We start from the raw sequence: 15,537 nt of genomic DNA, 5'->3' as shown, positions 1-15,537 counted from the left end.
AAGAGTGCCCTAAAAGCTGTCTTTTGTCCTGTATCAGGTCAGGATCATCGACAGGCCAGTAGAACACTCCATTTACCGTTTTAGGATTCCAGAATTGATTTCAATTTGACTAATTCGTCTTTCAACTGACCAATTTGGGCAGCCAGGGTGCCTTCAACTTCTTCTAATGGAACAGGAGGTGCTAACAGGACAAAAGAGTAGATGGTGTTACCATCGGGGCCTTCATTCACTCTTGAGTATGCCACCCCAACAGACTGATCAGGCATGGTCATGTACCAATCTACGGTGCCGGTTTCTTCATTCTTCCGAATTTCCAGACCTATAGGCAGCTCACCTTTTGGGGTGATCAACAGGGCGCTTTTTTCATCGGCCTGCTTAAATGCACCTGTCCATTGAGGAAGGTTTTCGGGATTGGCAATGAAGGCAAATGCTTTCTGAACAGAACTGTTGATGTTGATGCTTTGTACATCGTGATTTTTAATCGTTGTCATAGGATAATTATTTATGTTTTATCCTTTTGACCGGAGAATAATGGAGCTGTGAACTAAAAAGTGAATTTTTTTGAAATGGGTCAGTAGTAGCCGGTTAGAAGTTGCTTCACAGACATCCGATAATGAGTGATTGATCAGAGGGTGCCTAAGTTGGCATAGGTGGCCTTCTCGAAGTCGTTGACATTCATGGCAATGAATGAAACAGCAGGGAAGAGGCTTTTTAATTTCTCTACCACGCTTTTGGATAATGCTGCTTTTTGTTCCGTAGTGCGTCCTTCCATAATACTTGCAAAGACATGAATAAAGGCGGTATCCGATGAACCACCGACCATGTAGGTTTCGAATGGACGCATGCGAACTTTAATATCTCCCTCATCGAACAGGCCTGAGGCAACTGCTACATGGTGGATGTGCTGGTTAACTTCATGTTCACTGATGTTGGTTAGGATTTCTTTGGAGCAGTCTATTACAAAGTGTGGCATGGTAGAATGGGTTAAAATAAAAAACCCGGCATGAGCGGGGCTTTTGTTCATTCAATAGTTTGTTTGTCTAACTTCTTCGTCAAAGATATATCTTTATTTGTCATATAGTAGTAAGAGTAAATGGGTATCACTACCTAGGCTTTATTAGCGATTCCGAAGAATTCATGCAGTTCTTCTAAATATTTTTTTGACAGACTGTTCAATATTTTCCATCTCTCATTTCCATTGCTAGCCTCATAGAATTTATTTAGAGGTTCATATGCTAAAGTTGGAGAAGATAGTTTCTTTAAGAGAAGTGAGCCAATAATAAAATGAGTTTGAATATGAAATGGATCAGCTGAAAGTTTATAATTATTGTAGGTTATGACCTGTGAAATCGTATCTAATTCTTCATGATAAGTGTTGTTTAATATTTGATGCCAAATATCTTCAGCTTCTCTAAATTTTCCCATTCCTACAAGGATGTAGAATTTGTTGTATCTCCAAGTGCCATTGCTTTCTGATATGGGTATACACTTATTGGTAAGTTCTAGAGCCGTTTTCCAGTCTTTTTGCTCAACCTTCTCCTGAGCCATTATTAATAATTTGTCATATTCATTTGGTACTCTAGATCTGAGCTTTGATCTAAACTGAATTGCATCATTCATTCTACCAGAGTAGAAGGCACTTCTCCAGGCAAGGAAACAAGTCAAATTATTTAAGTCATTAAGTTTCTCTTTGTACTTACTTAGTTCTGAATTGTCTATAATCTTAGACTCCAACTGATCCCAGATTTTACTTGAAAGAGCACTATTACCTTCAATTATTGAAACAACACCAATGAGATAGGCCACTGCAAAAGTCATTTCTCGAGAGTTTATTTCTATTTCAGTCGAATCATCGTTGGCTCTGATTGTTCTTCGATCTTTCCAAACATCATGTAATGTGTTATTGAGTAATAGCTTGTTTTCCCGAGTAGTATCTATGTGTTGTATTAAAATTTTAATGTCCAGTAAAAAAACAGGTTCATCTCCTCTGTTTCGACTCTTTATTGTCCCAATAATCGCAATTTTGCCATTGACCTTTTGGAACATTTTATTGAAAAAGGCCTCACATTTGTGTCTAGAAACAGGGTCTTCATAGTTTGCTACGTATGAATCATATTCTGTTAATAGTCTTTTTGATAGATGTGGGTTTATCCTTAATACATGAGTTTTAGAGAGCCCGTATCCATTCTTTTGATCCCTGATATATTGTTCAAAATCAGCGATTCGATCGGATTCTTGAGAACTGTTAAAGTCAATAGCCAAAAATATAGAAGGATGATCGTTCTTAGGAGTCTTAATGAAGTTCCGATGACGATACCAAATCAAAAATACAATAATCATAGAGATGATCCATATCCCAATATGAATTGAGATTTGGTCAATGTAATCTATAAGGTATGTAGTGAGAAGGATAAAGTAACCAGCAGAAACAAAAAGGGCTACGATCCATAATGATTTGACAGAATAAAAATTGAAATCCTTATTAAGGACTGTTGCTGTAAGATTACCGCTCATTTACTTAGATGTGTGGAGTTATCTAAGATAATCAAATGTATTATCGAACACCCTCAATATGTCGATAAATAGCTATTATATGAAACGAGGGCATAAAAAAAGGGTCTTCCGAAAAAGACCCTTTTTGTTGGTCTACTAGGGCTCGAACCTAGACTCTTCTGAACCAAAATCAGACGTGTTGCCAGTTACACCATAGACCATCCTGAAATCGGAGTACAAAAGTAGCAGTTGATCTTTGATTTGAAAACGTTTTGAGAAAAATTTTCAGAAAAAATCTCAGTCTTCAACTTTCCAAAAAGCGATGCCTCCGGCCTGTTTTCCCAGATATGCGGTGTCTACCAGCTTAAGCGTTTGTAAATCAATTACATCCACCATGCCTGGGTCATCACCAATTCCTTCAACACTCACAAAGGCATATTTTGAGTCTGAAGAAATAGCTACACCGTGAGTGACTTTCTGGCTATTGTCTAAACGAGCGACCTCTTCACCAGTCTCTAAATTCCAGATGCCGGTCTTGGCAGCGGTTTTATAAGAGACTACCATGAATTTACCATCAGGAGAGAGGTCAATATTATAAGGGCCTTTATCTGTTGTGAACTTGCGGGTAGGCTTCCATGTTTTGGTATCAATTTCTAAAACCTCAGCTGCTCCATTTCCTGCTACATAGACGAGGTCTTTCGAAGGGTGAGGGCTCACCCAGGTAGGTTTGAAAGCAGAGTGCTTCATACCACCCATGTCGTGGTTCATTTTTGAATGATCCATTTGCGAGTGATCCATCGCTTCCTCTTTCTTTTCCATTCCTCCCATATCATGTCCCATTTTACTGTGGTCCATTTTTGAGTCGTCCATGCCTACCATTTTACTGGCTTCGTCCAGATCAAGAGTACGGGATACTCTCAGGTCAAGGGCATCAATTTCAAAAAGCTCACCAGACATCATGGCAACAGAATAGTGTTTCATGCCATCGGCAGAAAGTCTGCTACCATGAGGCATGGCGCCTGTAGTGATTTGATCCAGCTCAGTCATGCTTTCCACATCTACTACAGATACCGTACTGGGTACCATGTCGCCATGCAGATTGAAGTTGACGCAATAGAGTAAACCGGTAACGGGAGATATTTGCATAGAAGCAGGGAAGAGGCCGAGTTCTACGGTTCCCACCACTTCATCGGTCCCGGTTTTGAACTTGTAAAGCTTACCATAAGGATTACCATGAGCGAGACTCAGGTACCAGTATTCTCCACTTGGATCTACCGTGATACCATGTGGACCTTCAATTTCAGCAGGCCAGACACCTACGGGTATGTTCTTGACGGTCTCTGCTTTCTGGCCATCGAACTTCACGACAGACACTTCATCTTCCGACTCAGCTGTCACATAGACATAATAATTCTGTGCAGATAGTGAACCCACTGCGAATAAGCAAAGGAGTACGATTAGCTTTTTCATTTCTATCTAGGTTATCAGTGATCTGTTGACCAGTATATCAGTTGGGGCTGATTCCCTGACTGATATACTGATCACTGTTTATTTCTATTTCGACTGAATCTGAGTTTCTTTTGGCTTTTCAGGCTCTAGTTTAGCCGACCAAAGTCCACTGTTCCAGTCAGAGAAGAAAATATGTCCTTTGTAAAGTTGTGCACCCCAGGTGAATGGTGCATTGGCTGTGTAACCATTGCCGTCATTCGGGATAAACCAGGCGATTTCACGGCCTTGCTTTCTGAGGTCACCCATCAGCTCTCCGCTCAAATCGACCACTCTCACACCACCGTTATAGAAGGCTACATAGAGAATGTCATCTTCGATCCAATAGTTGTGTGAACCGGCATAAGGCACTTCAAAACGGGCGATTTCTTCAGGGTTTTCAAAGTCGGTGAAGTCTACAACATGCAGGTAACCACCGGCCATATTCACACCGCCTTTGCCGGTATTGAGACCGTAAGGGAATATTTCGTCACCCCCAATCACGTAGAACTTACCGGTTTTGCTTTTGTAAGGGAAGGCTGCATGGTTGGCACCATTTGGATATGCATAGCTGGCAAATTGTACCGGATTCTTAGGCGAACCGCCTGCAATACCATTTCCTACATCTACCAATTGCAGACCATCGGCCCAGTTAGATGAGTAGGCGATACCATCTTCTACCCAAACATCGTGGATTGAATGACCAGGAGTGTCCAATTCGAACTTAGACACGGCATAAGGTTTCTTAGGATCATCAATATTGATGATGTAGTATTTCTGGCCCCCACTTAGTGCGTAAATATGATTTTGATAGATGAAGACATTGTGTACACCACCTGTCAGGTTTTCATCGAAGGTGGAAATGATTTCCACATTGCGAGGATCTTTCACATCAATGATAACCAATCCATTTTTTCTGTTAGAAGCACCTTCACGGCTGATCACGCATAAAGTACCATCTTCTGAGATTTTCACATCGTTCACGGTTCTGGCATCTACCTGAACTGAATCGATACGCATGATATTGGCCGGATCTGTTACATCCCAGAAATAGGCTTTACCATCTGCTCCCCAGGTTCCGGTTACGGCATAATCGCGTCCGTCAACGCCTTCCCACACCCAGAAATCTGAGGTATGTTTGTCGCTAACAGAACCCTGTCCAACCATTTCTATCTTTCTGCTTACGTCTCTTGCGCTGATGCTTAGTGTCTTAGAGGCTGAAGCTACTCCTGCTGCTGCAGTGACGGTATAGGTGCCCGGCTCATCAGCAACGAAACGGCCATCCTGCTTAATAAGACCTGAAGCGCTTTGGCTTACATCGTCAGAAACACCATAGAATGAATAGGTGATAGGGGCATCGGTTACTTCATTGCCTTTGGCATCAAGGGCTTTGGCCGTGAAGTGGAATACATCACCCGTACGAGCCTGATCGCCATCAGCTGTCAGTTCAATTCTGGTAATCGGGTTTTTCACCACATTCAGGTTAATGGTATTTTCAATATCATCTGCTTTGGCAGTAATTCTTACACGCCCTTCTTTGTAAGTATTGATGACTCCGAAGTTGCTTACTTCAGCAATGTCTTTGTTACCTGTTGAGAAGCTTACCTTGACATCGTCACGGGTTAAACCAGCTTTGTCAATCACGGTATAATCAAGCGAAACGGGAGTTCCGGCATAGATTTTATTTGGGATGCCTTCGATCTTAATCTCTGCCAAGGCAGGGTAATTGACCATTACCTTAATGCTGGTGCGGTTGCCGTCAGGGTAATCTGCGACATCTCCTCCGCCAATCACGAGCACTTCGTACTCCCCGGGCTTAAAGGCCTCAATGGTCAGGGTAGAATCTACATAAACGCTTCTTCTGGCTCTTGAAAAAGCCCTTACGTTTTCGTCTGTTTTTCGGCCTCCATCACTGACATACAGGTCTAGCTTCATTTTTTGGCCGACTTCCATTGTAACCTTCTCCGGGGCTACAACTTTCTTTTGTGCGAACAGACACACGGGTGATAGCATCACCACAATAAGAGCAAGTCTGGTTATTTGTTTCATGGTTAGTACTTATGGTTTGAAGAATGGAATGTACTTATTACTGAGACCTTAAACAATAGAAGATATTTCGGTGGTCTACCAGATGGATTGGAGCTGGTAGGTTTTAGTGTCTTCGAACCATACCTCTTCATCCCTAGCAAAAATCAAGGCTTCGTTGTAAGGTGAAGCCGGGAATACCAGTTCGGTCATCACCGCAAGTCCGTCATTGATGAAAATTTCTACAGAGGCATGGTCAACAATCATTTGGACTTTCAGTTTGTCCAGTTTATCGAACCCGGAAATAGGGCCTGTATGTAGGGCAGAGGCAAACTTTTCGCTGAAATCAGTCCTTCCGGAAGTTTGTCTGTCACTCAGCATAATTCCGTCTTTGATTACCAGGTAGTACTTTTCTCCTTCATTATTAGAAAGCTCAATACCAAACATTTTGCCTCTGGAATTGACCAGATCAAAAGTCACTTCTGTCATCATTGGACTGGAGATCTCAACCTTTCGGCCTTGTGAGTTATAGGCTGTGGTGAGGGAATGATAGACACCGGGCTTTACATCTCCGTCACCACCATCAGTACTGTCGGCTATGAGACTTTTCATTTCAAATACTGGTTTAGAAGCCAGCAGATAGGTTGCATCCTCCTTCCTTAGGTGAAGTGATCGAGGTGTAGTCATAGCACTACGCCATTGTTCGGTAGGCACTACCTGCGCATAGTCCCAATTACTCATCCATCCCATAAAGAGTCTTCTGCCATCTTCTTGAGGGATATCGGACCAGGTGACTCCGGCATAATTGTCTCTTCCATAATCGATCCACAGCGTCTTTTCCTGTTCAGTGCTGAAGGTTTTTCCATCAAAATCTCCCACAAAGTACTGCGTGGCCGAGCCGCCATTGGGTCCTCCCGGATTAATACTCACCAGCATGACCCACTTGGTTTCACCCGTTAACTCTTCTTTAAGTGGAAACAGGTCAGGACATTCCCAGACACCACCTTTGGCTCCCACATCTGCTCCGAACTCGCTTTGAAACTCCCAGTCGATCAGGTTGGGAGAGTTGTAGATTCTCACTCTGTCGGCTGCAGCGAAAATCATTACCCATTGCTGAGTGGCTTCATGCCAGCTGACTTTTGGGTCTCTGAAGTCTCTGATGCCGGGGTTGGGTACTACGGGATTACCTTCATACTTCGTCCAACTGCGACCTTTATCTAAACTGTAGGCTATACTTTGATACTGAAAAGTGTCATTACCTTCCTCGGAAGCACCATTAGGCTCGTGGTGGGTGAATATGGCTACCATAGGTGGATGCTCACCCTCCTGCAGTCCTGTTGTATTGTTCCAGTCTATCACGGCTGAACCAGAAAAGATATATCCCAGGCTATCGGGATAAAGCGCTATTGGAAGATGTTCCCAGTGAACCAGGTCTGTACTGATGGCATGTCCCCAGTGCATGGGTCCCCAGACTGTGCTGTCAGGGTAATATTGGTAGAATAGATGGTATTCACCTTCGTAATAGACCATGCCATTGGGGTCGTTCATCCAGGCTTCTTTTGGCGTAAAGTGGACCTGGGGTCTGTAGGGGTCATTGGGAAAGACGCTTCGATCGGTTTGATCTCCTCTTTTACAACCGGTGATTATGATCAGTGTAAGAAGAAGCAGAGCAGCTTTTTTCATCAGGCTTTGATTAACTCTTCTTCCAGTTCTTCCAATGACTTGCCCTTGGTTTCAGGCATAAACTTCCAAACAAAAAGGAGTTGCAAGACCATGAATGCAGCGAAGACGGCAAATACCGCTCCGGCACCGATAGAGGTAAAGAGGGCCGGAACCATGGCAGGAATAATGGCCGCCAGCCACCAGTGGACGGAAGAACCGAAGGATTGTCCTTTAGACCTCAACTGATTCGGGAATATCTCAGAAATGAATACCCAGATTACAGCACCTTGTCCGATAGCATGGGCGCCAATGAAGAGGAATAGAGCAGGGGGAACTATGTTAGACCAACTGAAGTAAAAGGCCAAAGAGGTGGTAGCAAGTGTAATAATGTATCCGAAAGAACCGATGTACATCAATCGCTTTCTTCCTACTTTATCAATGACTAATACTCCGATAATGGTGAAGATGAAATTGGCAATCCCGATACCTACTGTGCTGAGGAAAACCGCGTCTTCTCCCAGCCCAGCTTCTGAGAAGATTCTTTTGGCATAGTATAAGAGTGCATTGATACCGCTGAACTGATTGAAAAAAGCGATGGCAAAGGCCAGCATCAGTGGCTTGCTATATTTCGAAGAGAAAAGCTTTTCGGTTATCTTCTTAGTCTCCAGGCTCGAGTTCTTCACTTGACGGATATGCTCGTCAATTTCATTTTCAGGATAAATTACCTCAAACACCTTTCTGGCTGAAGCCTCATCATTTCTGTTCAGGATAAGCCAGCGGGGGCTTCTTGGTACTTTCAACACAATAAGAGTGTAGATGAAGGCAGGCAAAGCTTCGATTCCGATCATCCAACGCCAGGCATCAACCTCTATGCTGATGGCAATCAGGTAGTTGGAAACAAAGGCGATAAGGATACCGAAGACGATATTTAACTGGTATAGGGCTACTAATCTGCCTCTTTTGGCAGCGGGAGCTATTTCTGATACAAAGGTTGGAGCAGCAATGGTTGAAGCCCCAACTCCAAGTCCGCCAATGAATCTGAAAAAGGCAAAAAGCCATGGATCGCTCACCATGGCAGAACCCAGTGCAGAGATGGTATATAGAATACCGATAAGAAAGAGGGTGTTTTTGCGGCCGATTTTGTCGTTAGGAATGCCTCCCAGCATAGCGCCAATTACGGTGCCCCATAGGGCTGAACCGACAACAATCCATCCATGGAAGAGGTCATTTCTACCCATGAAGGTGTATTCAGACCAAAGTTGCTGAAGTTCTTGCTCAGCACCATTAATGACAATTGTATCGAATCCGAAGAGAAATCCGGCCAGGGCTCCGGCTACAGACCAGAATAAGACTTTGTTAGAATTCATTTAAGGTTGAAAATTGAGACATACAATATAGTGGAATTTGGTTGAGAAAAAACGGTTCCTGGCCTTGGAGTCTTCATGGTGTATGGTTCGTGCCTATGGCACTAAGGTAGGGGTTGGGAGTGTCAGGGGTACCACTAGTGCCACTTCTACCACGGATTGAAATCCGTGATGATGGATGGGTCATGCCTACGGCATTGGGGTGGCTAACCTAGATGGCTGTACTACTGAGAGGCAGTCGCGGTGAGGTGTTTTTGGTCAGGAAGGTTAGTCGTATAAATGGATACTCAAAGCCATTTACGGATAGTGCGAATTCAATGTCTTCAACGTAAAGGAAGGAACTCAGCGGTAAGAGGTTCAACAAACCAATCCTTTCAAGGTGTTGCAGTTATCTTCTCAATGCCGTAGGTATGACCCAGGATAAGCATGGGTTTTAACCCATGCGTAGGCACGAGACATCCTTCATTGAGGGTCCTGGAAAACGTACTGCTCGTCATAGTCAATACCAAACTTCTCCAGTAAATCCAGGTACTCACTTCTAAAAGTCCGTTTTTGATGATGCTTTTCCTGATTTCTGATATAGTTGTAAACTGCTTCATACTGTGACCGGGCATAAGAGAAACAACCAAAACCAGGTTGCCATTCAAAACGGTGCGGAAGAAAACCTTGCTCATTGATCCATTTCGAAGATCTGGCTTTAACACTTTTCATAACTTCTGAGACAGAAAGGTTGGGCTTCAGTCGAAAGAAGCAATGCACATGGTCTTCCACACCATTTACAATAAGCGTTTGGCAGCCTGTTTCATTAATGAGATTACCAATGACACCCATCAGTTTTTCTCTCCAGTCTTTAGCCAATAAAGCTTGCCTGTATTTGACTACAAAGACGGTTTGAATAAAGAGCTGAGAATAGGTGTTGGCCATGTGTGTGCATAAGTAACCTAATATAATCCTTTTTGAAGTACCATTAAAGGAAGCGTACGGTTAGGTATGGAAGAGGCAATATCTTGTATGTGTTTGAATCCACTTTTCTCATAGAAGGGGCGAGCAGATGGATCTGCCAATGCATGCAGAGTCCTTTGTTTTATGGGGTATCTGCCTAATACCTCTCTCATCAGGAGTCCACCATAACCCTGACCGATGTAGTCAGGATGTATCCAGAAGTGATCTATCTCATCGTAGTCGGAGTGCTGAACAACCATGGCAAAGCCAATGATTTTTCCTGCTGTACGAACGACAAAAGTGTCATGCTCCAGTATTTCCTTTTTACTAACATTTAACTCCTCATCCCATAAGTCCAGCCATTCCGTTGGGTATTTCCAGTGGGCTTTGGACTGGTGAGCAATGTCACTTAAAACAGAAGGCATCTTATCGTGATAAGATGCCTCTGTTATTTGCACTATTTGGGCGTTTATCGGCTTAATAGCTTAGTTTTTTAAGATACTTGATACTGGTTTCCAGGCTGGAAATAGAGTCTTCTGCAAAGTTGGCGTCCTGCTCAATAAAGAAGTACTGAAGACCTGCATCGTTCTTGTGACTGAACATTTGTCTCCAGTCAATAATACCATTTCCTATTTCAGTCATTGGCTGACCTTCATCCAAAGACAAATCTTTTACATGCCATAGAGGAACTCTGCGAAGGTTATCCCTGAAGAAGTTTAAAGGATTGACTTCAGCTTTTCTGGCCCAGTAAATATCCAGTTCAATTTTTACCAGGTTGCTGTCAGTTTCTTTGAGAATCACATCCATTGGAATTTGGCCATCCACTTCCTGGAATTCAAAGTCGTGATTGTGATAGGCAAACTGAATACCTGCCTTTTTGGAGGCTTCACCCATTTTGTTGAACTGCTCACAAAGCGCCTTGTACTGGTCGATAGACTGGCGTTCATTCGGCATGAGGAAAGCACAAACCAGGTACTCTGTACCTGTTTCTGCCGCCTGGTCGACTGTCATCTGCATTTTATCACCCATGTTTGGGGTCATGATATGGATACTCTTCAGGTTGATCTTTGAATCATTGACAATCTTCATGGTTTCGGCTAATGGTTTACCGAGGAACTTGCCATTGTTGAAGTCGAAGCCTTCCATGTGATCATAACCGGCTTTTTTGAGTCTTTTCAGCGTGCCGGCCATGTCTTTGTATATAAAGTCTCTTACCGTGTAGGATTGGAAACCAAATTCTTTGATTCGTTCTCTGCGAAGGCTTTCAGCCAGAGCGCCAGGTGCCAACAGAGTGGCTGAGGAGGCCAGGGCTGCTGATTGTAAAAAGTTTCTGCGTTTCATGCGTTTCTAATAGTTTGTGGAGGTAACATGAGTCATACCCGACTTGGTCCGAGCCCATGTTTGTAGGGCTTTAGTGTCCATCAGGTCGTCTTCATGCAATCATTAATCTCCTGAAACTAACAAATTTGGGGGAAGTAAGCTAAGAATTATTACTCATTGGGCGTTTTCGCCCAATGAAGCGAGTAGCTTGAGTGATCAGCGGATATGAATTACAAAAATTAGGGTTTATGTCACAGAGTGACTGGTCCTTTATCATGCACAATGCGGATTATTGGTTAGGAGTTTTAGAAATGAATAGTGCAGGTTTATCAGCTTCGTAAGTTCATCTCTTTTACCTAGAAAAGTGGAAGTTGAGGTAATTAGCTGATTATCAGTTAGCTCTGAATAGATTGAATCAAACCACTCAAGTTCCGTGATAAAGTCTGTTTTGCCTACCATTTCTTTCAGTACTTCATTCTGAGTTCTTAGCCAGTATTTTACGGAGCTGCCTTGAATGATGGATGCGTCTTTTAGTATCCTTTTTACTATACCTGGAAATAGAGGGGGTAATGTCAGTTTAAATAACTCCCTGGGAACAGGTGTGATTTGGGTGCTTATACTTGTCTTGAAGCTGGAGATATCTTCTCCATGTTTATTGCTATGACTGGCAAGGTCTGCTAGTTTTACCTCTGTATTACCAAACTTACTTTCAAATTCAAACTTGAGAACAAGGGACGAGCCATTGTCGACTGGTAGTCCAAGGGTTGAACCAAAGTCTTCGGCTATTCGAGTCCATAATTCAATGAGTTCAACCCTTGAAAGAAGCTTTTTTGACATCTCCTTACATCAACTCATACATTTCCCTAAGCTTAGGTCGGGTAATGGTATCTCTCCAGTTTTTGCCTAAAGCGTTCTCCCAGAGTGGTTCAAGGAAAAGTGCTACATCAATCATTTTTTCAAATTGTTGATCGTTCAGACCGGCACATATTCCTTTTGGAATATCAATCTCATGCTTGTCTACCATGGCTTTGAATTTCTTTACACCATCAGGGTAAAACTCTTCCAGGTGATCAAAAACGATACAGTTACCGATGCCATGCTTGGTGCCGAGTAAAAAGCTCAGGCCGTAGGAGAGGGCATGAGCCACACCAACCTGAGAATAGGCAATTGACATTCCACCGTGGAATGAAGCCATCATCAGTTTGTCATCAGAATCGTTGTCCCAGATATCCTTTTCCAGAAATACTTCTTCACAAAGCTCATTGGCTTTTTCTCCATAAGACTGGGAGAAGGTATTTAAATAGGTTCCTGTCAGGGATTCTACGCAGTGGATGTAGCAGTCCATACCGGTGTAGAAGCGCTGGTTTTTAGGCGCATCTTTTATCAATTCAGGATCGAGTATGATCTGGTCGAACGGAGTATAGTCAGAATTCATACCCAGCTTTCGCTCAGGCCCGGTAAGCACTGTGGTTCTGGAAACTTCGGCTCCTGTACCAGATAAGGTAGGGATACCAACGTGGTAGGCTCCCGGAACCTTCACAAGGTCCCAGCCCTGATAGTCGGCAGAAGAACCCGGGTTAGTCATCATCAGGGCTACTGCTTTGGCGAGGTCCAGCATGCTACCACCACCAATGCCAATAATCCCCGATACTTCTCCGAATTCAGCTTTCAATTCATTGGCAATAGCATCTACCTGCTTGGTCTTTGGCTCATCGGCTGCACTGGCAAAAATGATTTTGTCAGCACCTAATAGGGGAATACGATCTGTTAGGGCTGTTCTGTCCCTGAATATATCATCAACGATGAAGATAAATGGGAAGTCGCCTTTTCTGTGTGGTTTAATGATATCTGCGGTTTGGTCGAAACAGCCTCTGCCGTAAACGACCATTTTCACCATGGGGAAATTCTTGAATTTCATATTAGTCTTCTATAAAGGTTTTGGCATTTTCGAGATCTTCTGGTGTATCGATTTCGATACCCATGTATTCGGTTTCAACCATTTTGATCTTCTTGCCGGTTTCGAGATACCTCAGACATTCAATCTTCTCGGTATCTTCCAGTATTGTCATTGGTGTGTGGTAAAAGTCGAGCAATGCCTGCTTTCTGAAGGCATAAACACCTATATGCTCGTAGTATTTTGTATTGGCCGCCTTATTCCTTGGGTAGGGAATAGGTGACCTGGAAAAGAACAGTGCAAAGTTGTTTTGGTCTACCACCACCTTCACATAGTTAGGATCTTCTATCTGGTTGACCTTAGTGAGTACCTGCATCAGTGAAGCCAGGTCTATTTCCTTAGAATCCTCTCCTTCAAAAACCTGTAGTAGTTTCACAAGGGGCTCCTTTTTAGTGAAAGGTTCATCGCCCTGCACATTCACAATAATGTCAGCATCAAGTTGCTCGGCAGCTTCAGCGATACGGTCGCTGCCACATTCATGCTCTTTCTGGCTTTTAATAGCCTTTCCACCATTGGTAGTGATTTCCTCAAAGATGATGTCAGAGTCTGTAACCACGAATACATCATCGAAGAGACCTGTATTAACGGTCGACTCATAGGTTCTCAGTATTACTGACTTTGAACCTAGCTTGGCCATCAGTTTACCCGGAAAACGGGTAGCATCATATCTCGCAGGAATAAGCGCTACTGCCTTCATTATAGTACAGATTGAATGGTTTCAGCCATTTTAGTAGCTCTTTCCTGCGCTTGCTCCTCTGTCCAGTTAAGGTTGATCAATGAAGATATGGTTCTACCCATAATGGCATCTGATTGAGCAAACTGACCGAAGTCAGTAGAGAGTAAGGCCTCTTTAAGAGCTGGGTTCAATGGGTACAATGAAGTAGCCTTTTTCAGGTGCTCCCACTTCTTAATGTAATGCCAGTTATTATCGTACCAGTAGAAGTTTCCACCAAGACCGTTGGCCAGTAATGCTTTATGTGCCTGTCTGGTTAACTCTTCAGTCGGGAGGAAGAAAGACAAGAATGAGGCATTGTCGCCTTGTGGATCTGGTATTTTTCTAAAGCTGATACCATCGATTTTTTCCAATGCTGCCTTTATAATGGCATTATGTTTACGCTGAGTGGCAAGGATTTTATCCAGTTTTCTGATTTGTCCCAGTCCAACTGCGGCATGTAGTTCAGAGATTCTGAAGTTGTAACCCAGGAAGGGGTGGGTTTCAGCACCTCTGTCACTACCAATATGGTCGTGGCCATGATCGGTGTAATGATCGGCATGGGTGTGATATTCTTGGTTGTTTGTCATAAACACTCCACCTTCACCGCAGGTAATGGTTTTTACAAAGTCGAATGAGAAAGTACCACCGTCTCCAATGGTACCCAACATTTCTCCATTGAAAGAACCACCAATGGCCTGACAGGCATCTTCCAGTAAAAGGAGATTGTGCTTTTTACAGATGGCAACCAATTCATCGATCTGAGCCATTGACCCGCACATATGAACAGGCATTACCATTTTGGTTTTTGGAGTGATGGCTGCTTCCACTGCTTTGGGATCGAGACATAGCGTTTCATCAATGTCTACCAAAACCGGAATAGCTCCAGCGGCAATGATGGCTTCAAAGCTGGCTACAAAAGTGAAAGTAGGCATAATTACTTCGTCACCATGCCCAACGCCCATCACTGCCATGGCAGTGCTCAGGGCTGTGGTGCCACTCGAAGTCAGTTGAGCGTGCTTTACCTTAAAGGTTTCAGTAATGGCTGCTTCCAGTTCTTTCGCTTTCCAATGGCCTTGTCTCATTCCATCGAATCCGTAGCGCATCAGTATTCCTGAATTCAGTACGTCATTTACTTCTTTTCTTTCTTCGTCTCCGAAAAACTCAAATCCTGGCATGTATCAAATTTTTGTCAAAAATAGATAGAAATACTTAGCTCTCATAAGAGGAGAGTAGTGGAATTCTGAAGATGGATTTCTCTAAACTATTCCCAATACGGGAATGGTTTCCATACATGGAAGCTATTCATGGTTTTGGCATAATAGTATATGTAGTTAAATATCAAATAATCAGTGATTTAGCTGTTAAATGGTTTTGTGGCAATGCCTTTGCCATATAATGAGTGTGGTTACAAACGTAACCTTGTTGGTTAGTGAAGTTGATGGTTAATAATCTATTTGGTTGAGGTGAACCCTGGAGAATACGTCTCCGGGGTTCTTTTTTTGTATAAAAGCTTCCTCATGGTGGTTTGTCAAATTCAGGATATACTTTCAGTATGGGTATAAAAAAAGGGGCGTAAG

At 43.1% G+C, this 15,537-nt stretch carries 14 protein-coding genes and 1 tRNA gene; all 15 read right to left on the bottom strand.

All coding sequences use genetic code 11. The annotated features are described in order from the left end of the window. Positions 1 to 80 precede the first annotated feature (80 nt). The 15 genes from ACOOEY_RS02260 to ACOOEY_RS02190 all read right to left on the bottom strand — a co-directional run bounded on the left by ACOOEY_RS02260 (position 81) and on the right by ACOOEY_RS02190 (position 15,135). Positions 81 to 491 carry a hypothetical protein gene (locus ACOOEY_RS02260; protein ID WP_420387048.1) on the bottom strand — a complete coding sequence of 137 codons (411 nt, stop codon included), beginning with the start codon at positions 489 to 491 and terminating at the stop codon, positions 81 to 83. Positions 492 to 625: 134 nt separating this feature from the next. After that, positions 626 to 973 carry a 5-carboxymethyl-2-hydroxymuconate Delta-isomerase gene (locus ACOOEY_RS02255; RefSeq protein WP_420387047.1) on the bottom strand — a complete coding sequence of 116 codons (348 nt, stop codon included), beginning with the start codon at positions 971 to 973 and terminating at the stop codon, positions 626 to 628. A gap of 134 nt (positions 974 to 1,107) precedes the next feature. Next, on the bottom strand, positions 1,108 to 2,514 hold the full coding sequence (locus ACOOEY_RS02250) for a tetratricopeptide repeat protein (RefSeq protein ID WP_420387046.1): 1,407 nt from the start codon (positions 2,512 to 2,514) through the stop codon (positions 1,108 to 1,110). A 127-nt stretch (positions 2,515 to 2,641) separates the two neighbouring features. After that, positions 2,642 to 2,714 (bottom strand) — tRNA-Gln (locus tag ACOOEY_RS02245). A 76-nt stretch (positions 2,715 to 2,790) separates the two neighbouring features. Beyond that, positions 2,791 to 3,963, bottom strand: coding sequence for a YncE family protein (locus ACOOEY_RS02240; RefSeq protein ID WP_420387045.1), 1,173 nt, complete (start codon positions 3,961 to 3,963; stop codon positions 2,791 to 2,793). Between the two features lie 84 nt (positions 3,964 to 4,047). Continuing rightward, positions 4,048 to 6,027: a hypothetical protein gene (locus ACOOEY_RS02235; RefSeq protein WP_420387044.1), complete on the bottom strand. Its 1,980-nt coding sequence runs from the start codon at positions 6,025 to 6,027 to the stop codon at positions 4,048 to 4,050. A 75-nt stretch (positions 6,028 to 6,102) separates the two neighbouring features. Beyond that, a complete protein-coding gene (locus ACOOEY_RS02230; RefSeq protein ID WP_420387043.1) occupies positions 6,103 to 7,686 on the bottom strand; it encodes a glycoside hydrolase family 32 protein in 1,584 nt (527 codons plus the stop codon). Continuing rightward, positions 7,686 to 9,032, bottom strand: coding sequence for a sugar porter family MFS transporter (locus ACOOEY_RS02225; protein ID WP_420387042.1), 1,347 nt, complete (start codon positions 9,030 to 9,032; stop codon positions 7,686 to 7,688). The genes ACOOEY_RS02230 and ACOOEY_RS02225 overlap by 1 nt, the downstream gene beginning before the upstream one ends. A 459-nt stretch (positions 9,033 to 9,491) precedes the next feature. Further along, the gene (gene tnpA / locus ACOOEY_RS02220; protein ID WP_420387041.1) at positions 9,492 to 9,953 is read right to left on the bottom strand and encodes an IS200/IS605 family transposase; all 462 of its coding nucleotides are present in this window, start codon (positions 9,951 to 9,953) and stop codon (positions 9,492 to 9,494) included. 17 nt (positions 9,954 to 9,970) lie between these two features. Continuing rightward, a complete protein-coding gene (locus tag ACOOEY_RS02215) occupies positions 9,971 to 10,429 on the bottom strand; it encodes a GNAT family N-acetyltransferase (RefSeq protein WP_420387040.1) in 459 nt (152 codons plus the stop codon). Between the two features lie 19 nt (positions 10,430 to 10,448). Next, a complete protein-coding gene (locus ACOOEY_RS02210) occupies positions 10,449 to 11,312 on the bottom strand; it encodes a TIM barrel protein (protein WP_420387039.1) in 864 nt (287 codons plus the stop codon). Between the two features lie 252 nt (positions 11,313 to 11,564). After that, complete coding sequence (locus ACOOEY_RS02205; protein ID WP_420387038.1) at positions 11,565 to 12,128, bottom strand: hypothetical protein; 564 nt, start codon at positions 12,126 to 12,128, stop codon at positions 11,565 to 11,567. Between the two features lie 4 nt (positions 12,129 to 12,132). Next, positions 12,133 to 13,209 (bottom strand): iron-containing alcohol dehydrogenase family protein, encoded by a 1,077-nt coding sequence (locus tag ACOOEY_RS02200; protein WP_420387037.1) that lies wholly within the window; start codon positions 13,207 to 13,209, stop codon positions 12,133 to 12,135. A gap of 1 nt (position 13,210) precedes the next feature. Beyond that, positions 13,211 to 13,942: a 3-deoxy-manno-octulosonate cytidylyltransferase gene (kdsB, locus tag ACOOEY_RS02195; RefSeq protein WP_420387036.1), complete on the bottom strand. Its 732-nt coding sequence runs from the start codon at positions 13,940 to 13,942 to the stop codon at positions 13,211 to 13,213. Continuing rightward, positions 13,942 to 15,135: a DegT/DnrJ/EryC1/StrS family aminotransferase gene (locus ACOOEY_RS02190; protein ID WP_420387035.1), complete on the bottom strand. Its 1,194-nt coding sequence runs from the start codon at positions 15,133 to 15,135 to the stop codon at positions 13,942 to 13,944. The genes kdsB and ACOOEY_RS02190 overlap by 1 nt, the downstream gene beginning before the upstream one ends. Between the last annotated feature and the right edge of the window lie 402 nt (positions 15,136 to 15,537).

Origin of the sequence: Roseivirga sp. (assembly GCF_965216855.1) — a bacterium.
Lineage (GTDB): Bacteria > Bacteroidota > Bacteroidia > Cytophagales > Cyclobacteriaceae > Roseivirga.
The sequence above is the reverse complement of the archived record's forward strand: the minus strand, read 5'-3'. Positions and strand labels throughout refer to the sequence as shown.